This window comes from Rhizobium sp. TAL182, from assembly GCF_002117725.1.
Lineage (GTDB): Bacteria > Pseudomonadota > Alphaproteobacteria > Rhizobiales > Rhizobiaceae > Rhizobium > Rhizobium esperanzae.
Map to the genome: position 1 here is coordinate 3710663 of NZ_CP021024.1, position 23590 is coordinate 3734252.

The 23590-nt window shown below is 62.3% G+C and carries 19 protein-coding genes and 1 pseudogene; 8 read left to right on the forward strand and 12 right to left on the reverse strand.

Features of this window, described 5'->3' with window-relative positions:
* Position 1 precedes the first annotated feature (1 nt).
* The 7 genes from Tal182_RS18650 to Tal182_RS18680 all read left to right on the forward strand — a co-directional run bounded on the left by Tal182_RS18650 (position 2) and on the right by Tal182_RS18680 (position 7954).
* Positions 2-1024: an ABC transporter substrate-binding protein gene (locus tag Tal182_RS18650; protein ID WP_085860367.1), complete on the forward strand. Its 1023-nt coding sequence runs from the start codon at positions 2-4 to the stop codon at positions 1022-1024.
* A gap of 62 nt (positions 1025-1086) precedes the next feature.
* Positions 1087-1914, forward strand: a complete 828-nt coding sequence (locus Tal182_RS18655) for an ABC transporter permease (protein ID WP_064804698.1) — start codon at positions 1087-1089, stop codon at positions 1912-1914.
* Complete coding sequence (locus tag Tal182_RS18660; protein ID WP_085860368.1) at positions 1911-2690, forward strand: ABC transporter permease; 780 nt, start codon at positions 1911-1913, stop codon at positions 2688-2690. Before Tal182_RS18655 ends, Tal182_RS18660 begins: the two co-directional genes overlap by 4 nt.
* Entirely contained in the window at positions 2683-3708 is a 1026-nt protein-coding gene (locus tag Tal182_RS18665) for an ABC transporter ATP-binding protein (RefSeq protein WP_085860369.1), read from the forward strand. The genes Tal182_RS18660 and Tal182_RS18665 overlap by 8 nt, the downstream gene beginning before the upstream one ends.
* A 4-nt stretch (positions 3709-3712) precedes the next feature.
* Positions 3713-4633 (forward strand): nucleoside hydrolase, encoded by a 921-nt coding sequence (locus Tal182_RS18670; RefSeq protein ID WP_085860986.1) that lies wholly within the window; start codon positions 3713-3715, stop codon positions 4631-4633.
* A complete protein-coding gene (locus Tal182_RS18675; protein WP_085860370.1) occupies positions 4630-6417 on the forward strand; it encodes an adenine deaminase in 1788 nt (595 codons plus the stop codon). Before Tal182_RS18670 ends, Tal182_RS18675 begins: the two co-directional genes overlap by 4 nt.
* A gap of 367 nt (positions 6418-6784) precedes the next feature.
* Positions 6785-7954, forward strand: a complete 1170-nt coding sequence (locus tag Tal182_RS18680; RefSeq protein ID WP_164517806.1) for a glycosyltransferase family 87 protein — start codon at positions 6785-6787, stop codon at positions 7952-7954.
* On the opposite strand, the gene Tal182_RS18685 is transcribed toward Tal182_RS18680, so the two are convergent.
* The 6 genes from Tal182_RS18685 to Tal182_RS18710 are packed head-to-tail and all read right to left on the reverse strand — an operon-like array spanning position 7933 to position 15202.
* Positions 7933-9495, reverse strand: a complete 1563-nt coding sequence (locus tag Tal182_RS18685) for a hypothetical protein (protein ID WP_245344793.1) — start codon at positions 9493-9495, stop codon at positions 7933-7935. The genes Tal182_RS18680 and Tal182_RS18685 overlap by 22 nt on opposite strands.
* A gap of 17 nt (positions 9496-9512) precedes the next feature.
* Entirely contained in the window at positions 9513-11147 is a 1635-nt protein-coding gene (locus Tal182_RS18690) for a hypothetical protein (RefSeq protein WP_085860372.1), read from the reverse strand.
* Positions 11144-11893, reverse strand: a complete 750-nt coding sequence (locus tag Tal182_RS18695; protein ID WP_064811242.1) for an SDR family oxidoreductase — start codon at positions 11891-11893, stop codon at positions 11144-11146. The genes Tal182_RS18690 and Tal182_RS18695 overlap by 4 nt, the downstream gene beginning before the upstream one ends.
* Entirely contained in the window at positions 11890-13212 is a 1323-nt protein-coding gene (locus tag Tal182_RS18700; RefSeq protein ID WP_085860373.1) for an FAD-binding oxidoreductase, read from the reverse strand. The genes Tal182_RS18695 and Tal182_RS18700 overlap by 4 nt, the downstream gene beginning before the upstream one ends.
* A gap of 7 nt (positions 13213-13219) precedes the next feature.
* Positions 13220-13651 carry a GtrA family protein gene (locus Tal182_RS18705; protein WP_064804715.1) on the reverse strand — a complete coding sequence of 144 codons (432 nt, stop codon included), beginning with the start codon at positions 13649-13651 and terminating at the stop codon, positions 13220-13222.
* Positions 13652-13660: 9 nt separating this feature from the next.
* On the reverse strand, positions 13661-15202 hold the full coding sequence (locus Tal182_RS18710) for a UbiA family prenyltransferase (protein ID WP_085860374.1): 1542 nt from the start codon (positions 15200-15202) through the stop codon (positions 13661-13663).
* 345 nt (positions 15203-15547) lie between these two features.
* Between Tal182_RS18710 and Tal182_RS32785 the strand changes: the two are divergent.
* A pseudogene (locus Tal182_RS32785) lies at positions 15548-15661 on the forward strand (transporter); the annotation flags it as partial.
* A 23-nt stretch (positions 15662-15684) separates the two neighbouring features.
* Here Tal182_RS32785 and Tal182_RS18715 read toward each other — a convergent pair.
* From Tal182_RS18715 to Tal182_RS18740, 6 genes are all read right to left on the reverse strand, one after another.
* A complete protein-coding gene (locus tag Tal182_RS18715; protein WP_085860375.1) occupies positions 15685-16854 on the reverse strand; it encodes a M20 aminoacylase family protein in 1170 nt (389 codons plus the stop codon).
* 92 nt (positions 16855-16946) lie between these two features.
* Positions 16947-18452: a tripartite tricarboxylate transporter permease gene (locus Tal182_RS18720; protein ID WP_064811247.1), complete on the reverse strand. Its 1506-nt coding sequence runs from the start codon at positions 18450-18452 to the stop codon at positions 16947-16949.
* A 9-nt stretch (positions 18453-18461) separates the two neighbouring features.
* On the reverse strand, positions 18462-18923 hold the full coding sequence (locus Tal182_RS18725) for a tripartite tricarboxylate transporter TctB family protein (RefSeq protein ID WP_085860376.1): 462 nt from the start codon (positions 18921-18923) through the stop codon (positions 18462-18464).
* A gap of 208 nt (positions 18924-19131) precedes the next feature.
* Positions 19132-20115, reverse strand: coding sequence for a tripartite tricarboxylate transporter substrate binding protein BugD (locus tag Tal182_RS18730; RefSeq protein ID WP_085860377.1), 984 nt, complete (start codon positions 20113-20115; stop codon positions 19132-19134).
* A 248-nt stretch (positions 20116-20363) separates the two neighbouring features.
* Positions 20364-21698: a sigma-54 dependent transcriptional regulator gene (locus Tal182_RS18735; protein WP_064804725.1), complete on the reverse strand. Its 1335-nt coding sequence runs from the start codon at positions 21696-21698 to the stop codon at positions 20364-20366.
* Positions 21695-23488, reverse strand: a complete 1794-nt coding sequence (locus tag Tal182_RS18740) for a sensor histidine kinase (protein ID WP_280952428.1) — start codon at positions 23486-23488, stop codon at positions 21695-21697. The genes Tal182_RS18735 and Tal182_RS18740 overlap by 4 nt, the downstream gene beginning before the upstream one ends.
* Positions 23489-23590 lie beyond the last annotated feature (102 nt).

The following is a 23590-nucleotide window of genomic DNA, read 5'->3' on the forward strand; positions in this document are numbered from 1 at the left end:
GATGAAAAAAGCTCTCATGGCGTCGGCGGCGCTCGCCGCACTGTGGCCGTTTGCCGCCTCCGCAGCCGAACGGACGCTGACCATTTCCGTCTACGCCTTCGCGCAAGACGACTTCAAGACGCTGGTCTATGATCCGTTCGAAGCCCAATGCGGCTGCAAGCTGGTGGTCGAGACCGGCAACAGCGTCGAGCGGCTGGCCAAGATGGAAGCGAACAAGGCCAATCCCGTGGTCGATCTCGCCGCCGTTTCGATGGCGGACGCGCTTGCGGCATCGCGCGCCGGCCTGACCGACAAGATCGATACGACGAAACTTGCCAATTTCGACAAGCTCTACGACGTCGCCAAGGATCCCAACGGCGACGGCATGAGCGTCGGCTATACTTTCTATGCCACGTCGATCGCCTATCGTTCCGACAAGATGAAGATCGAGTCCTGGGCCGATCTTCTGAAGCCGGAATATGTCGGCCATGTCGCCTTCCCGAATGTCACCACCAATCAGGGCCCGCCGGCGCTCTATATGCTGGGCCTGTCGCTCGGCAAAGATACGCCTGATCTGCAAGGCCCGATCGCGGCGCTGGGCGAGAAGAAGGACGACATCGTCACCTTCTACGAAAAGTCCTCGCAGCTCGTGCAGCTCATGCAGCAGGAGGAAATCTGGGCAGCCCCCATCGGCCGTTTCTCTTGGGCCGGCTTCACCAAGCTCGACCTTCCCGTCGCCTGGGCAACGCCGAAGGAGGGACAGACCGGCGGCATGAACGTGCTGGTGTTGACCAAGGGTTCGAAAAACCAGGATCTCGCCATGCAGTTCATGGATTTCTGGCTTTCGACCGAGATCCAGACCAAGCTCGCCGAAAAGCTGATCGATAGCCCCGCCAATAGCGAGGTCAAGCTTTCCGAAGCTGCCGCCGGCAACCTCACCTATGGCGAGGAAACGGCCAAGAGCCTCAAGCTGATCCCTTCCGCCATCGCCCTCGACAACCGCGCCGGTTGGCTGAAGACCTGGAACGAGAAGGTCGGCCAGTAGAGCCCGCATGAACCCGCCCCGGCCGCACGCCGGGGCCATCTCCTCTCCCGGAAAGGCACGTCATGTTCCAGAACCGCGCGGAAGCCTTGGCGCTTGCCCTGCCGGCAGCCGTCTTTGCGACAGTGGTCTTCCTGCTGCCTGTCGCAATCCTGCTGTCGGAGGGTTTTCGTGCTGGCGGCGCCTGGACGCTGTCGGCCTACACAGGCTTCCTTTCCGAGACGCTGAACCGCACCGTATTCCTGCGCTCCTTTCGGCTCGCTATCGAGGTCACCGCCGTCTCGGCCGTCATCGGCTACGCCGCAGCCTTTGCCATCGTCAACCTGCCGGCGAACGGCAAAGGCCGCATGGTCGGCTTGGTCACCCTGCCGCTGATGATCTCGCCGGTGGCGCGCACCTATGCGTGGATCGTCATTCTCGGCCGCACCGGCATCGTCAACCAGGCAATAACAGGTCTCGGTTTCAGCGCCGACCCGCTGCGCCTGCTTTTCACCGAAACCGCCGTCTTCATCGGCCTGCTACAACTCTTCCTGCCGCTGATGATCCTGTCGCTGATTAGCGCCCTCGAAAACATGCCGAAGGATGCGATCCCCGCCGCCCGTGTGCTTGGCGCCAACTGGTTCCAGGTCTTCTGGAAGGTCATCCTGCCGCTGACGCGTGAAGGGCTCGTCGTCGGCGGTACCCTCGTCTTCACCGGCTCATTGACGGCTTATATCACACCCGCCGTACTTGGCGGTTCCAAGGTGCTGATGCTCGAAACGCTGATGTACCAGCAGGTTTCCGTCGCCAATGATTTCGTCTCGGCAAGCGTCATCGCCTTCATTCTGATCGTCATGAGCTTTGCCGCCAATATCCTGCTGAAACGGCTAGCGACCGCGAGGAGCCGCAGATGAGCATCCGTCTCTTTTCGCCTGTCGTGCTCTTCCTGCTGCTCGTCTTCCTGATCGGTCCGTTCCTGATCATCATCGCCGCCTCGCTTTCCGCGGGCGATACGCTGGCCTTTCCGCCGCAGGGCCTGTCGCTGCGCTGGGTGATGAAGGTCTTCACCATCGAAAGCTTCCGCGACGGTTTCGCCATGTCGATGTTCCTTGCCGTCTTCGGAACGCTCGCAGCCCTCGTCCTCGGCATCCCCGCCGCCTACGCCCTGTCGCGCTACCGGCTGCCTGCGGCGGAGACCGTCCGCACCATCGTCTCGCTGCCGATCATCGTTCCCGGCATCATCGTCGGCCTGGCATTGCTGCGTTATCTCGTCGTGCCCTTTGGCTTCAACATCACGCTCGCGCTCTTCTTCGCCCATGCGGCCCTCGTGCTGCCTTATGCAGTGCGCGTCGTTTCGGCGAGCCTCGACAATCTGCGCTCGGATATTGAGGAGGCGGCCGTCCTGCTCGGCTCCTCCAGGCTCGGCGCCTTTTTCCGCGTGGTCATGCCGAATATCCGCGGCGGCATCCTGGCCGCCTTCATCCTCGGCTTCGTCACCAGTTTCAATCAGGTGCCAGTCTCGCTCTTCCTTTCCGGCCCGGGTGTCCGAACCCTGCCGATCGATATGCTGGGTTATATGGAAACCACCTACGATCCTTCCATCGCGGCACTCTCCGCCCTTCTCGCTTTCCTCTCGATCGGCATCGTCTTCCTCGCCGAACGCTTCCTAGGATTCTCGCGCTATGTTTGATGCCTATCTCCAACTCGACAAGCTGACGCTTCGCTATGGTGATACGGTCGCCGTGAGGGATCTCGACCTTGCGATCGCCAAGGGCGAGCTGGTCGCTCTTCTCGGCCCCTCCGGCTGCGGCAAGACGACAACGATGCGCGCCATTGCCGGCCTGCTGAAGCCGGCTTCCGGCCGCATCGGTCTCGACGGCGCCGATATAACCCGCGTCTCCGCCAACAAACGGGCCGTCGGCCTCGTCTTCCAGTCCTACGCGCTTTTCCCGCATCTGACGGTCTACGAAAACGTCGCCTTCGGCCTGCGCCTCAAGGGCATTTCGGGCGCGGACCTCGATGCCCGCGTCGGCGCCGGCCTGAAATCCGTCGGCCTGACCAGCTTCGCTGGCCGAAAGCCTGCCGAACTCTCCGGCGGTCAGCAGCAGCGCGTCGCACTGGCGCGCTCCATGGTGATGGAGCCGAAGGTGCTGTTGCTCGACGAACCGCTCTCCAATCTCGATGCCCGGCTTCGTCTCGAAATGCGCGCGGAATTGCAGCGCGTGCAAAGGGAGACCGGTATCACCATGATCTTCGTCACCCACGACCAGGTCGAGGCCTTGGCGCTCGCCGACCGCATCGTCGTGATGCTGAACGGCGGCATCGAACAGATCGGCACGCCTGAGGAGATCTATAACAATCCCGCCTCCGCCTTCGTCGCCGATTTCGTCGGCTTCGAGAATGTCTTCGCCCTGAAGGACGGAAAACTCGTGACGCCGCACGGCCCGGCAGTACTCTCCGATCCGCCGCCGCAAGCTGCAGCCGGCCTGGCCTGGCGCCCGCGTACGGTGACTCTCGGCTCCGGTCCGTTCCAAGGTACGGTGCACGGCACGTCTTTCGCAGGCAACACACGCGAATACCTCCTCCAAACGCCGCTTGGGCCTATCAAGGCTGAAATCGACGCGAGCCTGCCGCCGCACGAGATCGGCAGTGCGCTCGCCTTCGATCTGCCGGTCGCCGGCGCGGCCAACCTCAAGCGCTTCGGGTGACATCATGGGTGTGTGGATCGATACCGACATGGGCTTCGACGACATCGCCGCCATTCTGGTGGTGGCGCAGTCGGAATATGCAATCGACGGCGTCTCGCTGGTCTTCGGTAATGCGCCGCTGCCGCAGGTACTGGCGAACGCCGCCGGCGCCGTCAGCGCCTTCGGCTGGGCGTTCCCCGTCCATACCGGTCGTGCAGCACCTGTTCTCGGCAAGCTCGAAACCGCCCAGGCGATCCTCGGCGAAACCGGCATCCCGACGTCAGGCAAGAGCCTGCCGAAAGCTCCTGCCCTTGCTGAGAGCGATGCCTTCACTGCGCTCTGCTGCTGGCTCGAAGGCGACGGACCCCACCGCATCCTGGCGCTTGGCCCACTCACCAATATCGCCGCCGTAGCGCTCGCCCGCCCCGATCTTGCCGCCCGCATCACCGACCTCGTCTGGATGGGCGGCGGCGTCACATCAGGCAACCACACGGCCTCTGCCGAGTTCAACGCACTCGCCGATCCCGAGGCGCTGGCAATCGTCATCGCCCATGACCTGCCGCTGCGCATGGTCGATCTAGACCTCTGCCGCAAGGTGCTGGCGCGGCCCGAAGATGCCGAGCCGGTGCGCAATGCCGGCGGCAATAATGCCGAACTGATCGCCGACATGCTCGCCGGTTATATCAGCATCGGCACCAGCCGCGGCCGTCCCGGCATGGCGATCTACGATCCCTCGGCCGCCGTGGCCTTCGTCGCCCCCGATATCGTCACCTTCCGCCCCGCGCGCATCGACGTCGAACTGCAGGGCGCCCTCACCCGTGGCCGCACCGTCGTCGAGGTCCGCGCCACGCATGCGACCTTCAACGCCCAATTCGCCGCCGATATCGACGTCGGGAAGACGCGTACCGTCATTCTCGCCGCCCTGATCAATGAGGCCAGCAGATGAACGCCATCGCTCGTCAAGAACCATTCGATCTCAACGATCCCGAATTGCGCGCCCGGGCCGTTGCCGCCGCCCGCGGCGATGCCCCATTCGATATGCTCATCACCGGCGGCCGGCTGCTCGATGCGGTGACGGGTTTGATCCGAGAAGCCGACATCGGCCTCGTCGGCGCGCTCATCGCCAGCATCCATGCCCCGGCGAGCCGCACGGACGCGGTCGAAATTGTCGATGCGACCGGCGGCATCCTGACGCCGGGCCTGATCGACATGCACATGCATGTCGAAAGCTCGATGGTGACGCCGGCGGAATATGCAAGCGCCGTGCTGCCGCACGGCGTCACGACGGTCGTCTGGGATCCGCATGAATTCGGCAACGTCCACGGCCTCGACGGCGTACGCTGGGCGATCGAGGCGGCGCGCACCCTGCCTCTGCGCATGATCCTGCTTGCTCCCTCCTGTGTGCCATCGGCGCCGGGCCTGGAACTTGCCGGCGCTGATTTCGATGCCGCCGTCATCACCGAAATGCTGCGTTCGCCTGCCGTCGGCGGCGTTGCCGAAGTCATGAACATGCGCGGCGTCATCGACGGCGATCCGCGCATGAGCGCCATCGTCAACTCAGGCCTTGCCTCCGGCAAGCTCGTCTGTGGTCATGCCCGCGGCCTCACCGGCGCGGACCTCAACGCCTTCATGGCAGCGGGCGTCACCTCGGACCACGAACTCACCTCCGGCGCCGATCTCGCCGCCAAGCTTTCCGCCGGCCTGACGATCGAGCTGCGCGGCTCTCACGATCATCTCTTGCAGGAATTCGTCGAGGTGCTTAACGGTCTCGGCCACCTACCCTCCACCGTTACGCTCTGCACCGACGACGTCTTTCCCGATGAACTCTACCAAAGCGGCGGCCTCGATGAGGTCGCCCGCCGCCTGGTGCGCTACGGCATGAAAGCGGAATGGGCACTGCGCGCCGCGACCTTCAACGCCGCTGAGCGGCTGAAGCGTTCCGATCTCGGCCTCGTCGCCTCCGGCCGCCGCGCCGATCTCGTTCTCTTCGAGGATCTCACGGAATTGCGGGCACGCCTCGTCATATCAGACGGCCGCATCGTCGCCCGCAACGGCAGCATGGAGGCGGCCGTTCAATCGCTCGATACGGCGCCGCTCATCAACTCCATCAAGCTACCGCCGCTGTCGGAGAATGATTTCCGCGTCCCTGCGAAGGGCGCGCGCGTCCGCGTCGCCACCATCGACCGTCCGCGCTTCACGCAATGGGGCGAAGCCGAAACCGAGATCCGAGACGGCTTCGTCGTGCCGCCGGCCGGCAGCGCCATGATCGCCGTCGCCCACCGCCACGGAAAGGCCGGGGGCACCCCGCGCATCGGCTTTCTCACCGGCTGGGGCGAATGGCGCGGCGCCTTCTGCACCACCGTCTCGCACGATAGCCACAACCTCACCGTCTTCGGCAGTAATGTGCGCGACATGGCGCTCGCCGCCAACGCCGTCATAACTGCCGGCGGCGGCATGGCAGTCGCCAAGGACGGCGCAATCCAGGCGATCCTGCCGCTGCCGCTCTCCGGCTTGGTCACCGACGCATCGCTGAAAGACACGGCTTCGGCCTTTTCCGATATCCGCAAGGCCATGGACAAAATCGTCGACTGGAAACCGCCCTACCGCGTCTTCAAGGCCTGCTTCGGCGCAACGCTGGCTTGCAATGCCGGTCCGCACCAGACGGACCGGGGGATTGCGGATGTGGCGACGGGGAAGGTGCTGGAAAGTCCTGTACTGGAGATTTTCTAGGCCGGGACGCACCGATCAAAGGCGAAGCCACGCGAACCCCGCGAACCCTGTGCCAAAGTCGTCGAGCCAGACTTGCATGGAAATGCAACCACAACATCATTTACAGCACCATCAGGAAGCTGTCGTAAGTCGCGACGGTGGCGCCCGGCCGCGCTGCCGCAGACCGACCGGGAACATCCGCATCAAGAGAGAGTTAGCAAGCGTCTGAGATAGACGGAGCAATCGGATTGCGATGACGCAGCAGGGCCATTCCGCAACGTGCACGACAAATGGCGGTAGTTGGTGACGAGGCCGCAGCGAGCACACAGAACAAGAGCGTATGGCGCCACCGCTCATCATGATCGGGGGCATCGAGAGGGGCGTCAAAATGGACAGTGATGCCATCAACCGACAACCGTGGAGGCTGCTGAAGATGGCCGCGACCGCAGGTCTTGCCCTGATGTCCTTGCGGATCATCAAGGGGGAAATTCCGCGTGTCGTGTCAGATCACGGCCTTTGGGATTTCGGCGCCTTCGTCGCGTCGGGTCGCGCAGCCGCTGCAGGATGGGATCCCTATGGCATTTACCCGCCGCTTACGCCGCATGTCGTCTTTCCCGGATTTGAATCCTGGAACCCAAATCTCAATCCCCCGATTTCGGCACTCCTGTTCCAGACCTTCGACCTCCTCGAGCCGGTGCAATCGCTTCGTATCTGGTGGATGATTTCAATCTCCAGCTACGTCGCCGCGGTCGCTTTGCTGCTGCGACGCTATAGCGGCGGCTTGGAGCTCCCGCTGCTGGCGATCTGGGCATTTGCATTGGCTGGCTTCTGGGACACGCTCTATCTCGGCCAGATCTATATGCCGTTTGTGCTGTTCGCGGTCGTGGCCTGGCTCCAACTGGAGAAGGGTGATGGCGTACTCGCCGGCATCATGATTGGTTTACTGATCTCGATGAAGCCCAATTTTGCAGTGTGGCCGGTGATGCTCCTTCTTGCCGGCCATCGCCTTCCCGGCCTTGTGTCGGTGGCTATCGCGGCAGTTATAGCCGCCATCCCGCTGGTCGTCTTCGGCCCGCAGATCTACGTCGATTGGCTGCGCCTCGTCGCGTCAGACGGCGACCGGGCTGTTTTTCTGACCAACGCGTCGTTTGCAGGCATCGCGGCCCGCGCCGGCCTTCCGGCCGCGGGCACGGTGCTTGCCGCTCTGTTGTTGCTTGGACTGGCAGGCTGGGCCTTTTTTCGTCATCCGCCGGTCGTCGCAGTGAGTGGCTTCGCGCTGTTGGCGTCGCTGCTGGCTTCGCCTCTTGGATGGATCCACTACACGCTCTTCCTGCTACCCGTGCTGTTGCACCATTGGCAGCGCCCGTGGGCATGGCTGACGGCAGCAGCCCTGGTGACTCCCGTCCCCGTCATACTCGGTTACTTCGGGGCTTCCCGCCTGAGCCAGCTGACGGCAGGATCCATTTACGCCTGGGCGCTCGTGCTAATGCTCATCGGCCTGATCACCGCGGAGCTGAAACAACAGACCGCACCGGCTCAGGAAGCCTTTCTGCGATAAATGCGCCAATCGGCCGTCTCCCGCACCAGCACATAGTGGCGGGCGATATAGTGGGCATAAAGGTCGCGCAGCCCGTTGCCCGTCCAGATCTCGATCGGCCATTTCGGATCGAGGATAAGATCAACGTCGGCGAACGTCGCTTCCGCGGCCGGATGATCATCCGGTCCAAGAGTTCGCCCCCAATGATACCACACGCTGTCGCCCACCGGCGGCGTCAGCCCCAGGCCGGCTGAGAAGGGATTGACGAAATCGAGAACCGCGACGCGCTCGTCAGCAGACATCAGTTGCGACAGGGCGACCGAAGCATCAGCCAATGTCCTGTTGTATCCCTCGAAATATTCGTATTGGCCGGCGCTCCACATCTCAACGAGCCTGATCTCGGAAAACGCCGGCAGCGGGATCGGTTTGCCTCGGCCGCCGGCAGCGTAATAGGCATGAATTGCGAGCGATGCAGTATTGCCGATGGCAGCGGGTAATAACAGGAAGCCCACGAGTAGCGGCAGGGCGAACCGCGGCTTCCCGTATCGGGAGAGCAGCTTGGCGCGAAAGAGGCTTTCCGTAATGATGGCGGCGCTTGCGCCCAGTGTCAGAATACCGACGGTCTGGAAATTCTGCCCGATCAAGAGGATTCCGGTTGTGCCGCAGAAGGCAACGAAGAGCAGATGCCGATAACTCGGCGTCAGGTTGAGAACGATGAGCGCGACCGTCAGATAGACAAGAAGGTCGGCGAGATTGTTCCGTACCAAGTGACCGAGGGCGGTCAACGTCAGAACGCCGCCGCTGTTTTTTGCTGAAAGACCAAGGTCAGCAAGGTAGTTGAACCCGCCGCGCCAGATGATTTCAATCGTGATGATGCTGAAGGCGATCATGCCGAGCGCCAACGTCACCCAACCGATCTGGCGACGATCGAAAAGCATGAACAACAGGAAGGCAAGCCCTACAACGCCATAGGTGATCTTGGTGTAGAGCATCAGCAACACAAGGAGACTGGCGCATGCGGCGTCGACTGCCTGGCTGTTCCCGGCGGCCGGCAACCGAGGCAGATACATCACCAGGAGTAAGCCGAGCGACGCCCATCCAATCCGGTTGTAGAACATGGCGAAGGTCAGCTCCCCTATCCGCTCGCCCGGATTTGCGGGAGCCGCAGCTATCAGGAGCAGGAAGATCGCAAGCGGCAGTCCGAACGCCTTATGCATCCGGCTGCCCACGATTTCCGCGGCAATAACCGCGAGTAGGAGAACCACTATCGCCATTCCAGCCGGCATCGCACCGCCCATATTGCCCGACAAGCCATAGCCAGCAGCGGGAATGTAAAATGTCAGCGGCCCGAGCGGCGAATGGAAGTCGACATTCGGCACCTGGCCACGTGCGATGCGGTGAGCACCATCCAGGAAAACGAAGAGGTCGTTGACGTATTTGGTTGTCGCCGTTCGGCCAGGCAGAGCGAGCAGGCAAGCGAGAATGAAGCCCGTGCCAAAGATGACAGCCTGCGACCAATTCAACCGTGAAGCCGGGCGCGATGCGCCGTTTCCCGCTTGCACCGACCTTTCCGTCTCAATCACTGCACCTCGCTTTGCGCCTTCGCCTGACGCCACTGGTAGACCGTCCACTCCGATGTCTTCTGAACGATCTCGAACCGGGCCGAAAGAAACGGGCCGTACAGCGCCTGCAGCGGCAGGCTGTTGATTCCTGTTTTAGGCACCATGACGATCTTTACATCCGCAAAGAGCACTTCCGGTGGGATGTAGGCTCTCTCGTTGATATTACGGTTCCAGTGAAACCAGGCGGTGTCACCGGCAGGCGGGCGAATTCCGAGGCCGGCTGAAAATGGATTGACGAAATCAAGCACAAAAACACGCTCGGGCGGTACGGGGAACGCCTGCAGCAGCGCTCCGCCGGTGACGATGTCGTCGAGATAGCGCCTTATGAAGTCCGGTTCACCGCCGGGCGGATCAATCTCGCGAACATCGTCAAAACGCGGCAGCCCGAGAGATTGCCCGGCTTTCTCAGCCGCAAGCGCTGTATGCAGAATGAGGGCCGCGGCGTGATGTACGATCGGCGGCAACAGGAACAAGGTCGCGAGCAGCGAAAGAGCGCCGGCAGGAAGAGCCAAGCCACCCGCCCTTCTCCCTTCATCGCCTTTCTGAAACCAGGCGGCTTTCTGCGCCAGAACGACTGCGCCACAGTAGAGCGTGATGATGCCCCAGCTGTGGGCGTTCTGATTGATGATCGCCAGGCCGGCGCCTATGCAGAACCCGGAGAAGAGAAGATCTCGGAAGCTGCGGGTTTGCCAGATGGCGATCAAGGCGAAGGTCGCGAACACGACGAGGTCGGAAAGGTTCTCACGCAGGTTCTTCAGGATGCTGGCGACATCATGGCCGCCGCTGACACGCGCCGCCGCCCGCAGATCCTCTATATGCTGAGCGGTTCCGCGCCAGAAGAACTCGATGGCGATCATGACCAGTCCCGTCAGCAGCAGGGCGGTCACGGCCCAGCGGCGCTGCTGCCGATCCAAGAGCATGACGACGAGAAAGGCGGTTCCGGCGAGCCCGTAGGTCGCCTTGGTATAGAACGAGACGAGCAGAAGAAAGACGGCGGCAAGGGCATCGGCGGCATCGCTTCGCCCGCGCGCGGGCTGCGGCGTCAGATACATCACCAGCAGCAGGCCGAGCGCGACCCAACCGATGCGGTTATAAAACATCGCGAAGGAAGGATACCAGATGGAACTGCCGAGATTGATCGGCGCCGCGAGGATGAGAATGAGGAATATGCCGAGCGCGGCCGCCAATGACGGGCTGAGGCGGGACACGAGGATGCGGATCATCGCCGGGATGAAGGCGACGACAACGATAGCCATTCCGACCGGTATGGCAGCGCCGAAATTCCCCGTCAGTTGGTATCCAGCCGCCGGGAGATAAAAGACGAGTGGCCCGAGCGCCGTGTGGAAATCGCGGTTCGGCACCTGACCGAACGTGATGCGGTGCGCACCGTCGATAAAGACCAGCACATCATTGATAAAGGCGGCGTTGATGGTCCTCTCAGGCAGGGCAAGCATGGCAGCGCAGGCCAAGGCTGCGAGGACGATCGCACCTTCCGCCGACAGCAACCGCCGTAGCCTGGCCGCCGGTCGCTTGCTGGCACCTGCTCCCGTTCCGATGGTCGCATAGGCGGCGTGATTGCCCGGTTCCGTCATAGCCGCAACCTCTTGAAGATCGGCTCCGGGATTGACCGGATCACCGTCATCAGCGGTCGCCATATTCGTCTGACGTAGACGACGTCCCCGCCTCTGCTTCCCTCGGCGACGGTAAAGATCTTTTGCGCGACCTCCCGAGGTTCGGCGGTGAGAAGCGGCGGGAGTTTCATCCCATGCGTCATGCGTGTCCGAACGAAACCCGGCTTCACGGTGAGCACGCGCACCCCGGACCCCGACAGCCTATTCCTCAGGCCGGACAAGAATGCAGTCAGCCCGGCTTTGGCGGCGCCATAGACATAGTTGGACGCGCGTCCACGATCGCCGGCGACGGAGCTTATGCCGACGATGGTACCTGATCCTCTCGCCGCAAAACGTTCCGCCAGCAGACCGAGAAGCAAAGCTGGTCCTTCGAAGTTTGTCCGCATGATCATAGCGGCGTGGTCGAGTTCCCGTTCGGCGCGAGACTGCTCGCCCAGTTCGCCAACGACACAGACCACCGTGTCAGGCAGAGGCGAAACGACGCCCACGAAATCTTCGAAGCGGCTTGTAGCGAGGATATCGAGTTCGTGAACCAGGACCTTAGCGCCGGTCCGCGCGCTGATGTCGTCGGCTTCGCGTTGTACGGCAGAGCGCTTTCGTCCGGTGAGAAGCACGTTCCATCCCGCCTCGGCATAGATCAGCGCCGTAGCGCGACCGATATCCGAGGTCCCGCCTATCAGGAGCAGTGTCTTGCCGATCCCCGTCATATGCCGAGCCTCTTTGCCAAGCGGGAACTAAAGTGACGATCGGCGCCCGTTACTTTGCGTAGCTCTTTGAAGGCAGCCAACCGAGGGTAACCGGCTTCGAATGTGTGACGTGACTGTCGTGCATCCTTGGCGAGATAGAGCCGCCCCCCTGCCTTGACAACCAGCTCGTCGATTTCGTCGAGCAGCCGGAACACCTCCTGCGTGACGGGAAGGTCGAGTGCGAGCGTGTAGCCCGGCGCAGGAAAGGACAGCAGCCCGCTTCCGCCCCCCAGCTTCTTCAGAACGGCAAGAAAGGAGCCTTTTCCCGAGCGCGCAAAGCGCTCGAGAATGCCGCTCAGGACTGGAAGCGCGTCCTCGGCTGGAACCACACACTGATGCTGCAGGAAGCCCCGCCTGCCATAAAGCCGGTTCCATTCAAGGATACCGTCCAGTGGAAAGAAGTATTTATCCCAGTGGACCAGCGACGTCTTGGCCGCCTTTCGCGCTCCCGCCCTGAAATAAAGATCGTTGAAGGCTGCAACGCCTGTTTTGCTGAGCACCCATTGCGGCAGATCGAATGGCAGTGAAAACCTCCCCGCGTTTTTCTCTGCAAAACGATCGGCATCCGGCATGCCGCCGACCTGGTCCAGCGTCGCGTGTTCGCCGGCGAAAATCAGCGAGCGTCCAAGGGAAGCGCCTTGCGAAAGGCAATCGATCCAGGCGACCGAATAAGTGACATCCTCGGTCTGCTGCAGCGCCTTCAACGCCTCGCCAATGTTTTCCGTGACGATCGTCTTTTGCGCGATCCAGCCGGATTCGATCGGTTTCAAGCGGAAGGTCGCTTCCGCGATGATCCCGGTCATGCCCATGCCACCGACCGTCGCGAAGAAAAGCTCGGGATTGCGCCTGCGGCTACAGGTGAGGATCTCTCCGCCGGCGACTGCCAGCTTGAGCTCGCTGACATGATCGCCGAACCCGCCGTCGCGATGATGGTTCTTGCCGTGCACGTCAGAGGCGATCATCCCGCCGACCGTGACGAATTTGGTGCCCGGTACCACAGGCGGAAAATAGCCTCTCGGGACAAACGAGCGCAGAATGTCCGAGAGCATTACGCCCCCTTCCACGGTCAGCGTCGCGTTAGTGGGATCGAAGCTCCGCATCCGGCTCAAACCACGGCACATCAAGGTGGAGTGTTCGCCGATCGCCGCGTCACCATATGAGCGCCCATTTCCGCGCCCGATCAATCCCACGCGATCGGCCACGATGCCTGCAAGCGCTTGCGGCAGCTGGCAGTCGATTGCCTGGCTCTCATGGCGCGGATACCGTCCCCAGCCCTCCATGAGTTTGTTACGCCTCCTCTGGTTTGAAGACGAATTTCCGGTCCATTGCGTATTTGGAGACGTAGCCGATCGCCAATCCGAGCGCTCCGCCGGTGTATTTTGCGAGCTCCGTCTTCCAGACCGTCCAAAAAGCAATTTCGAACCCCCAGAATATGAGCGTCGTCAGGACACTGAACAGGCCGTAAAGCGCCACCTTGAGCATCTCGTCGCCGTATGACGTGTAGCCGTCGAAGAAGATCCATCGTTTGTCGAGGACGTATTTCAAGCCGAAGCCGGCAGCGGTCCCTGCGAGCATCGATGGCACGAGGCTCGGCGACGGCGCCAGCTGCATGACAGTAGCCTGGACCGCGAAGTTGGCGGCGGTGGAGAGCACGGCGAAGGCGAGGTAGCGGGTTGCGAGGCCCGCGGAAGTGCTTCGCTCTGAGGACTGACGACCCATTCGGCCACCTCACATTGCGGCAATGACAAGTACGCCGGCGACGCCGAGCGTGACGAGGCTGACCTTGTCCTTGATCGCGAAGACGACTGGATCGTCATGCATCTGCCCCCGGTGGGCGAGCATAAGGATGCGGGCAATCCAGCAGGCAAGGATTGGTCCGGCCAACCACAGCATCGCTGGCCGGGTGTAGATGTCTTGGGCACTGTCGCTTGCGGCATAGAGAGCAAATAACGTCAGCGCGTTCATTCCCGCTCCAGCCGCCAGGGCGCCCACCATACCAATATCCGCCTTCCGGTAGTCGCGGCTCTTGGAATCCGGCAGGTGCGCGGCGCGGCGTGAAATGAGCTCGGTGTATCGCTTCACCAAAGCGAGCGAGAGGAACCAGCTCATCATGAAGGCAAGCAGCCAGGGCGATGGCCACACCGAGACGGCGGCAGCGCCGCCGATCACCCGCGTGGTGTAAAGAGAGGCGAGAGCCACCACGTCCAGGATCATCTTCCGCTTGAGGAAGAACGAATAGGCGGTGGTCAAGGCGAAATATCCCGCGAGTACGAGCACGAAGACGGGTGACACCACGGCGGCCACCGCAAACGACAGAAAAAGCAGGATCGGGATTGCCAGCAGAGCGTGCGACAGCGGGATCTCGCCACAGGCAAGGGGTCTGCGGCATTTGGTTTTATGGCGGCGGTCGTCCTGCAGATCGACCAGGTCGTTCAGGAGATAAACGCCCGAGGCACAAAGCGAAAAAGCCACCAAAGCCAGGCCGGCATTCGCAAGGCTATGGAGGTCAAAGAGTTGATTTGTCAGTAACGGGATAAAGACCAACCCGTTCTTGACGTATTGATGCACTCGCAACGAGCGCGTCCAAATCCGCCATGTCGGTCTGTCGTGGCTAAGATGCTCGACGTTGTCGCATTGGCGCGAAAGCTCTCGCGCAACTGCCGCCGATGTCCTTATCGCATAAGATTTTGCGGCGTGGCGCCAGACTGGCAAGTCGGCCGGGTCATTGCCGATATAGTCGAAACCACCCTCTCCGAAGGCGGCGACGAGCTCTGCCGCCTTCACCTCGGCGACACAGTTCATCGTCTCGTTCGTTGCAAACCAGCCGGTGAAGAGGCCGAGGTGGTCGGCAACCGCGCAAACCAGGCGTTCGTGGGTTGCAGAAGCGAGATAAACCGAACGCCCCTCCTCCCGTGCGGCCTTGATGACGTTCAGCACTTCCGCGTCATAAGGAAGGATAGCCGGATCGAAATCCGCTGGTTGAGAAAGGCGGTGCTTCAGACACGCTTTTCCGGCGGACAGCGATCTGATGAAATCGACGATCGAATGGGGCCGGCGGCTAAGCTCAGAGAAGACCGTCTCGATCAGCAGGTCCGATCGCACCAGGGTGCCGTCAAGATCAACCACCAACGGGCGGGGCGGCAGCGGTTTTTGGAGGTCCGGTGGACTGTCCACCGGCAATGCCGCGGGCTCAGCTCCAGGCCACTCGTCCTCGTCGGCTCTCGGCAAAAAATCTCTTCGCAGCTGGAATTCGTGATGCAGCTCGTTCAAAGGATTTCCCTTATGCTTTGAAACCGTGAAAGCCCGCCGAACCACGGCTAAGCGATTTGGTTCCATCACCCAAATGGGTGAGCTGCACCGCAGGTTGAGTTTATCGGCGCAGATTAGGAATCTTTCCCGGGAAAATTGCGGCCTCGCCAACTGAATCATCGACTGTCGTGTTCGCGTCCGGCCAATTTTCGAGCTTTGTACAAAACTAAATGACGCGCCGAAGGCGGAGCAAACCGACGATTACGCCGGTTCGAGGACCGTAAAAATTGGTGTGGAAATGCGTATTGTGATGAATCTGGCTCTGCTTTTCGGGGCGTTGACATGTTAGATGCTGGGAGGAGCTGCCTCGCGCCGGTTCCGGTGGCTTTCTTCGCAGCCGCGCTGGGCATGGTCGTTTTTCGAGCGGTTCAACTCGCGGCTGTCTATAAATCGGTTGAGGGACCGATCCTGGTGATGCTCGAAAACGGAGCGATGGACACCGCTTAAACCTTCAACTCCCCCTCCACCAACGCTACCCAGTAAGCCGCCCCGTATCCAAGCGCCTCATCGTTGAAATCATAAGCCGTGTTGTGATGCAGCGCCCCATCAACCGCCGGCCCGTTGCCCAGCCAGACATAACAACCCGGCGCATTCTCAGCCAAGAAGGCAAAGTCATCTCCGGCCGTCGATGGCGGAAAACTCCTCCGTACTTTTTCACCAAAGACGGTGCCGGCGGCGGCAAGCGCCCGTGATGCCGCATCCGCATCATTGACGACAGGCGGTATCCGCCGCTCAAAACGATAGTCGGCTGATACGCCGTACATCGAAGCCGTCCCACTCGCCAACCGACCGATTTCGGTTTCCAGCTGGTCGCGCACCCCAGGCGAATAGGCCCGTGCCGTGCCGCCGATCTCGACGATATCGGGAATGACGTTCAACGCCTTGGCATCGCCCGCCTGCAGGAAGCAGGCGCTGACGACCGCCGGTTGCAGCGGGTCGACAACGCGGCCAACGATCGTTTGCAGCGATGACAGGAAAGTACCGGCTGCCGTGATCGGATCACGGCCGAGGTGCGGCTTGGCGCCGTGCGTGCCGATGCCGCGAAAGGTGATGCGCCAGCTGTCGGAGGAGGCGAGCTGTGGCCCCTCGACCACGGCAATCTCGCCGACAGCAAGCCCCGGCATATTGTGCAGGCCATAAACGGCATCGCAGGGGAAAAGCCGGAAGAGCCCTTCCTCGACCATGCGCTTCGCGCCGCCGCGGCCCTCTTCGGCCGGCTGGAAGATGAAATGCACGGTGCCGGAAAAATTCCGCGTCGCCGCCAGGTGCCGCGCGGCGCCGATCAACATTGCCGTATGGCCATCATGGCCGCAGGCATGCATCTTTCCCGGCACTGTCGATTTATAGGGCCGCTCCGCCATCTCAGGCATCGCGAGCGCATCCATATCAGCCCTCAGCCCGATCGTGCGCGTGCCATTGCCGACCTGCAGCGTGCCGACCACGCCGGTGCCGGCAAGCCCGCGATGCACGGCGATGCCGGCCTCCTCGAGAAGCTTTGCGGCGATACCGGCGGTGCGCTCCTCCTCGAAACCGAGTTCCGGATGGGCGTGCAGATCGCGGCGCAGGGCGGTGAGGAACAGCAGATCGTCCTTAATCCGGGCAGGAATGCTCATGGGCCTGGATATCCCTCCATGTGAAACGGGCGCCCGAACGGCGCCCGCGTCAGATCATTCGTTGTTCATCAAACAACTCGCGAGTTCAACCCTCAAGCTTCTTCGACGAACACCTCCTCGCGCTTCTTCCTGACGCTCGGCAGGAAGACGACGATCAGTACGGCGACCGCGATTGCCAGAAGCGTGGCGCTGATCGGCCGCGTGATGAAGGTGCTGGGGTCACCGCGCGCCAGGATCATGGCGCGTCTGAGATTCTCTTCCAGCAACGGCCCGAGCACGAAGCCGAGCAGCAGCGGCGCCGGCTCGCAGCGGAGCTTGGCCAGCACGTACCCGATGAGACCGAAGAAGGCGACAGCATAGAGGTCGTAGACGTTGGAATTGACGCTGTAGACCCCGATCGAGCAGAAGGCCATGATAATGGGGAAGAGCACATAATAAGGCACCGTCAAAAGCTTCACCCAGAGTCCGATCAGCGGCAGGTTGAGGATGACGAGCATCAGATTGCCGATCCACATCGAGGCGATGATGCCCCAGAACAGCGCCGGCTGCTCGGTGGCGACGTTCGGGCCCGGCACGATGCCCTGGATGATCATCGCGCCGATCATCAGCGCCATCACCGGATTGGCCGGAATACCGAGCGTCAGCAGCGGAATGAACGAGGTCTGCGCTCCGGCATTATTGGCCGATTCCGGCCCTGCGACGCCGGCGACCGCGCCCTGGCCGAATTCCTTCGGCGTCTTCGACAAGCGCTTTTCCACCGTATAGGAGGCGAAGGAAGCGAGGATCGCCCCGCCACCGGGCAGGATGCCAAGCGCCGAACCGATCGCGGTGCCGCGGATGATGGGCGCGATCATCTCCTTGAATTCCTGGCGCGAAGGCAAGAGACCCGATACCTTGGCCATCAGCACCGTGCGTGTCGACTCTCCCTCGAGATTGCGCAGGATTTCAGCGACGCCGAAGACGCCGACGGCGAGCGCCACGAAATTCAGCCCGTCGGCATATTCGCGGATGCCGAGCGTGAAACGCGGCGTGCCGGTATAGATATCGGTGCCGACGAGGCCGAGCAGCAGCCCGAGCGCCACCATCGCCAGCGCCTTGACGACTGAGCCGTGCGCCAGCGCGATCGAGGAAACGAGGCCGACGATCATCAGCGAGAAATATTCAGCCGATCCGAATTGCAGCGCGATGTCGGTCAGCGGCGGCGCGAAGACCGCAACGAGAAAGGTCGAGACCGTACCGGCGAAGAAGGAGCCGAGGGCCGCGATCGCCAGCGCCGCCCCCGCCCTGCCCTTGCGCGCCATCTGATAGCCGTCGATCGCGGTGACGGCAGAGGAGGATTCGCCCGGCATGTTGATGAGGATCGCCGTTGTCGAGCCGCCATATTGCGCACCGTAATAGATGCCGGCGAGCATGATGAGTGAGGAGACCGGCTCGAGCTGGAAGGTGATCGGCAAGAGCATGGCGATCGTCGCCGTGGCGCCGATGCCGGGCAGCACGCCGATCAGCGTGCCGAGCAGCACGCCGATCAGGCAGAAGAGAAGATTGTCGAACGTTGCCGCCGTGGCAAAGCCGAGCGCGAGATTGCTGAAAAGATCCATCGCCGCCTCCTAGAACCGGACCCAGGGGCCGAAGCGTTCGAACGGCAGTCCGAGCCCATAGCTGAAGACGGCGACCGAAAAGATCGTCAGCAGCAGCGACAGGACGACCGCGAACACCAGGTTCATCTTGCGCGATGCAAAGCAGGCGATGAAGGCTGTGAAGAACAGCGCCGGCGCAAATCCAAGCCCGCGCACCGTCAATCCGAAGAAGACGGGAGCCGGCAGAATGAAGAGCATGCCGCGCCAGGCGAAGGGATCGACCGGCTCCCCCTCCACACGCAGCGCCTGAATGAAGATGATCGCGCCGAGAAGTATCAGCGCGCACGCAAGGATGAACGGGAAATAGCCGGGACCCATGCGCAATGCCGTACCCAGGTCGAGCCCGACCGACTGATAGACAAAGAAAGCGCCCGTCGCGACGAACAGCGCGCCGCAGATCGCATTGGTACTATCGAAACTGATGGATTTCATGGTGTCTCCTGGAGTTGGAGATGGTTCACGAGAGGCCGTTACTGCAGCGATTGCCCCTCGTCCGCCTGCCGGCACCTTCTCCCCGCTTGCGGGGAGAAGGGAACATGCCGCAAGCCTTCGCCTTTTCCGCAATTGCTCAGGGCAGGTCCCCTCTCCCCGTTTACGGGGAGAGGGTTAGGGTGAGAGGCTATTCCTGGCACATCCCTCACTAGTCCGCATATTCCCCGGCAGCCTCGATCACCGGCTTCCAGCGGGCAATCTCGCTTTCGAGCTTGGCTTTCAAAGCAGCAGGAGTCGCATCTGCATCGGAAGACGGCGCTGTGCCGAGTTCGGCGAAGCGGGCGCCGACATTCGGATCCTTCAGCGCCAGCTGCAGCGACTTCGACAGGCGTTCGTTGATCGCGGCCGGCGTACCCTTCGGCGTGTAGATGCCATGCCAGATACCGACTTCGAAGCCCGGCAGGCCGGCTTCGACAGCCGTCGGTACATCCTTCAGCACGTCGAGACGCTTCGGCGAGGTCACCGCATAGGCCTTGATCGTGCCGCCCTTAATCTGTTTCGTGGTGTTGGTGGTCTGGTCGCACATGATATCGACCTGGCCGCCGAGCAGATCCGTCATCGCCGGGCCGGTTCCTTTATAGGGAACGGTCGTGAGCGGCGTCTGGATGGCGCTCATGAACATCATGCCGCAGAGATGCGAAGCCGCACCGATGCCGGCATTGGCGACCGTCACCTTGTCCTTGTTGGCCTTGACGTAATCGATCAGTCCCTTGAGATCGCTCGGCTCGAAATCCTTGCGCGCGACGATCGTCATCGGCACCTCGGTGACGAGGCCGACATATTCGAAGGCGCCGAGCGTGTCATAGGCGAGCTTGCGATAGAGCGTGGCGCTTGTCGCCATGCCGATATGGTGCAGCAGGATCGTGTAGCCATCGGGATCGGCGTTCGCCACCCGGCCGGCGCCGAGCGTGCCGCCGGCGCCGCCGACATTTTCGACGACGATCTGCTGACCGAGATCCTTCGACATGGATTCAGCCACCAGGCGTGCGACGGTATCGGTCGGGCCGCCCGCCGCAAAGGGGACGACCATGGTGATGGTGCGCTCGGGATAGGTCTGCGCCGAAGCGACACTGGCGAGAAGAGAAACCGCGGCAGCCGCGGTCAGGCCGAGCACGGCCTTCAGGATTTTCATCGTTTCCTCCCTGATGAAACAGCAAGCCCGCCGACACATCCTCCGCGCCGGCGATCACCTATTTGCCGCCGGGAGAAATCGAGCCGCAATCATTACCGTCGCTTCCGCAAGACGATTCTCCGGCAGTGCAATGCAGCATGGGTCGATTTGGAAACAAACGGCATAGGCGATGGGTGGATTTCCACCCAACACGCGACGGTCCAGTGCTACAGCACCATTGCCCCGGAGAATGCACCAGGGACCCAAAGTCAGCTTTCGGTAGTCAGCATCCGCTTGTCGAGGCCGTATTTTTGCATCTTTTCGTAAAGGGTCTTGCGGGAGATGCCGAGGGATTCGTAAACCGGCCTGAGGCTGCCGCCATGCGCCACCAGCGCGCTGGCGATAATCCCTCGCTCGAATTCGGCGACCCGCTCCGCAAGCCCAGTTGCCTCTTCGGCCTGCCGTCCGCCATTGTCGAGCCCAAGGACCAGACGGTCGGCGGCATTCCTCAACTCGCGCACATTGCCGGGCCAGTCGCGTTGGGCGATGTCGGAGATCACCTCCGGCGGCACGGCCACCTCGTCGCGGCCGTAGCGGGCGGCCGCTTCCCGCACCAGCTGCAGGAAGAGCAGCGGAACGTCCGCCCGCCGCTGCGATAGCGACGGCACATGCAGCGTTGCGACGTTCAGTCGGTAGAGGAGATCGGCGCGGAAGCGGCCAGCGGCCACTTCAGCCTCCAGATCGACCTTGCTCGTCGCGATGAAGCGCACGTCGAGCGGCACGACCTCGTTCGATCCGAGCCTGGAGATCACCCGCTCCTGCAGCACCCGCAGGAACTTCGCCTGCAGGTCGAAGGGCATGGAGCCGATCTCGTCGAGCAGGATGGTGCCGCCGCGGCCATGTTCGAACTTGCCGTAACGCGGCCTGACGGCGCCGGGAAAGGCGCCGGCCTCATGGCCGAAGAGCTCGCTCTCGATCAGATTTGCCGGCAGGGCGGCACAATTGATCGCAATGAATGGCCGGCTCGCCCGGGCGCTGATATCGTGAAGTGCACGGGCCACGACCTCCTTGCCCGCCCCGGTCTCGCCGACGATGAGGGTATCGGCATCGCTGGCGCCGATCGCGCGGATGCGGTAGCGCAGATCCACCATCACCTGGGTGCGCCCCGGCAGCCGCGCCTCGATATCGTCGCGTTTGCCGGCGACCGCCTTCAGCAGCCGGTTTTCGAGCACGAGACCGCGCCGCTCCATCGCCCGGCGGATAACGCCGGCGAGCATTTCAGGCGTGAACGGCTTCTCGATGAAATCATAGGCGCCCTCACGCATTGCCTTGACCGCAAGCTGGACGTCGCCGTGGCCGGTGACGAGGATAACGGGCACCTCCTGATCGATCTCACGAATCTTCTGCATCAAGGTCATGCCGTCCATGCCGGGCATGCGGATATCGCTGACGACGACGCCGGGAAAGCTGTAGCCGATCAGTTCCAGCACATGGTCGCCGCTCGAAAAGGTCTCGACGCTGAAGCCGGAAAGCTCCAGCGCCTGCGCCGTCGAGCGGCGCAGTTCCTCCTCGTCGTCGACAAGCAGGATCTTGGCCTCGTTCATTCCGCCGCCTCCGGCATCGACCCTGCCGCCGATTGCAGCTCGATGCGGAACACCGCGCCCCCTTCGGGATGATTGGCGGCGGTCAGGCTGCCGCCGAAATCCTTGACGATGTTGTAGGAGATCGACAGTCCGAGGCCGAGCCCCTTGCCCACACCCTTGGTCGTGAAGAAGGGGTCGAAGATGCGCTCGGCGATTGCCGCTGGCACGCCAGGCCCATGGTCACGCACCGTCAGCACCACCTTGCCGGCCTCCTCGGAGGCCGAAACCTCGATGCGCCTGTCACTCAGACCTTCCACCGCATCGGCGGCATTGGAGATCACATTCACCAGCACCTGCTGCAGCCGCACAGATCCGGCGCGCACCACCGGCGGCCGGGTTCCGAGATCGAGCCGGAGCTCGGCGTCCGCCGCCTTCAGCCGCCAAGCGATAATCTCAAGCGTATCGCGCATCGCCTCGTCGAGTGAAACCGGCCCGAGCTTCTCGTTCGGCTTGCGGGCAAAGTTGCGCAGGTGCCGGCTGATCGAGGCCATGCGGTCGATGAGCCCGCCGATCCGCCTTATATTGTCGCGCGCCTCCTCCATCCGACCGCGGTCGATCAACACCGAAGCGCTATCCGTATAGGTCTTGGCAGCGGCAAGCGGCTGGTTGAATTCATGCGAAAGCGCAGCCGACATCTGCCCGAGACCAGCGAGTTTGCCCGCCTGGATGAGGTCGGCCTGCGTCTGGCGAAGCTGCTGCTCAGTCATCCGCCGCTCGGCGATCTCCTCCTCGATGCGGCTGTTGACTCGGGCAAGATCGGCCGTGCGCTCCTCCACCCGCCGCTCCAGTTCGCCCCGCGCTTCGGCCTGCATCAACATGCGCTCGGCAAGCCGCGCCCGCCGCTGGCGAATGACCGCTACAGCGAGACCGGCGATGCAAAGGATGAGAAAGACGGCGACAAGCGCGGTGCGCGCCTGGGCGCGGATAGAACTCGTTTCCATCAGCACATTCACCGTCCAGTCCTCGGCCGGCATGTAATGCGACAGCACCAGATATTCGCTTGCGCCCCGATCGCTCGCAAGCGTCATCAGATCATGCGGCTCCAAGCGATGGCGCGTCACCGGCAGAGCCGTCAGCTTCGCATTGGCGTAGCGCCGCGACGCCTCGGTCCGGGCAATACGATCGGCTGTCAGCGGCAGGATCGCGCCATAGAGCCATTCCGGGCTGCCGGACATGAAGATGATGCCCTCGGGATCGGAGACGAAGATCTTGTATTCGCCGCCGCTCCAGGAAGATTCGATCATGTCGATATCGACCTTGAAGACAATGACACCGCGAATATCCGCACCGACCCTGATCGGAGCAGAGAAATAGTAGCCGCGCTTTAGCGACGTGGTGCCGAGAGCATAAAACCGCGCCTGCCGGCCTTCGATGGCTTCCTGGAAATAGGGCCGGTAGTTGAAATTCTGGCCGACGAAGCTCCCCGGGCCATCGTAATTGCTCGCCGCGATCGTCTCCCCGTCCGGCTTCACCACATAGATGTCGGAGGATTTCAAAAGCCCATTGATTTCCTTGAGATAGAGATTGGCCGCATCGCGAAGCGCCATGTCCTCGGGCGCGCTGACCAGTTCCTTGATATCGTCGTGATCGGCGATCAGCGCCGGCAGCGCCTCGTAGCGGTTGAGGTGGCCGCTGAGTGCCGAGACGGCTAGGCGCAGCGCCGTTCCCGCCTGGGCTGAAGCCTCCTGCATATAGGCGCGCGTCGCAATCGCACTTCCATAGGTGAAGAAGGCGAAAGTGACGAGCGGCACCAGTAACAACGCCGCGATGGCACGATATCTCGAAGACAGATCCGGCTCCTCCCTTCTGCCTTCACTCCCCAGCAAGGCATGCCCGACGGCTCAGTTTAATGA

Excerpts from the sequence above, each read along its gene's own strand:
- Tal182_RS18705 (WP_064804715.1), bottom strand. The coding sequence starts at position 13,651 with ATGGGTCGTCAGTCCTCAGAGCGAAGCACTTCCGCGGGCCTCGCAACC.
- Tal182_RS18655 (WP_064804698.1), top strand. The coding sequence starts at position 1,087 with ATGTTCCAGAACCGCGCGGAAGCCTTGGCGCTTGCCCTGCCGGCAGCC.
- Tal182_RS18690 (WP_085860372.1), bottom strand. The coding sequence starts at position 11,147 with ATGACGGAACCGGGCAATCACGCCGCCTATGCGACCATCGGAACGGGA.
- Tal182_RS18700 (WP_085860373.1), bottom strand. The coding sequence starts at position 13,212 with ATGGAGGGCTGGGGACGGTATCCGCGCCATGAGAGCCAGGCAATCGAC.
- Tal182_RS18675 (WP_085860370.1), top strand. The coding sequence starts at position 4,630 with ATGAACGCCATCGCTCGTCAAGAACCATTCGATCTCAACGATCCCGAA.
- Tal182_RS18720 (WP_064811247.1), bottom strand. The coding sequence starts at position 18,452 with ATGGATCTTTTCAGCAATCTCGCGCTCGGCTTTGCCACGGCGGCAACG.
- Tal182_RS18730 (WP_085860377.1), bottom strand. The coding sequence starts at position 20,115 with ATGAAAATCCTGAAGGCCGTGCTCGGCCTGACCGCGGCTGCCGCGGTT.
- Tal182_RS18725 (WP_085860376.1), bottom strand. The coding sequence starts at position 18,923 with ATGAAATCCATCAGTTTCGATAGTACCAATGCGATCTGCGGCGCGCTG.
- Tal182_RS18715 (WP_085860375.1), bottom strand. The coding sequence starts at position 16,854 with ATGAGCATTCCTGCCCGGATTAAGGACGATCTGCTGTTCCTCACCGCC.
- Tal182_RS18650 (WP_085860367.1), top strand. The coding sequence starts at position 2 with ATGAAAAAAGCTCTCATGGCGTCGGCGGCGCTCGCCGCACTGTGGCCG.
- Tal182_RS18670 (WP_085860986.1), top strand. The coding sequence starts at position 3,713 with ATGGGTGTGTGGATCGATACCGACATGGGCTTCGACGACATCGCCGCC.
- Tal182_RS18665 (WP_085860369.1), top strand. The coding sequence starts at position 2,683 with ATGTTTGATGCCTATCTCCAACTCGACAAGCTGACGCTTCGCTATGGT.
- Tal182_RS18660 (WP_085860368.1), top strand. The coding sequence starts at position 1,911 with ATGAGCATCCGTCTCTTTTCGCCTGTCGTGCTCTTCCTGCTGCTCGTC.
- Tal182_RS18680 (WP_164517806.1), top strand. The coding sequence starts at position 6,785 with ATGGACAGTGATGCCATCAACCGACAACCGTGGAGGCTGCTGAAGATG.
- Tal182_RS18695 (WP_064811242.1), bottom strand. The coding sequence starts at position 11,893 with ATGACGGGGATCGGCAAGACACTGCTCCTGATAGGCGGGACCTCGGAT.
- Tal182_RS18735 (WP_064804725.1), bottom strand. The coding sequence starts at position 21,698 with ATGAACGAGGCCAAGATCCTGCTTGTCGACGACGAGGAGGAACTGCGC.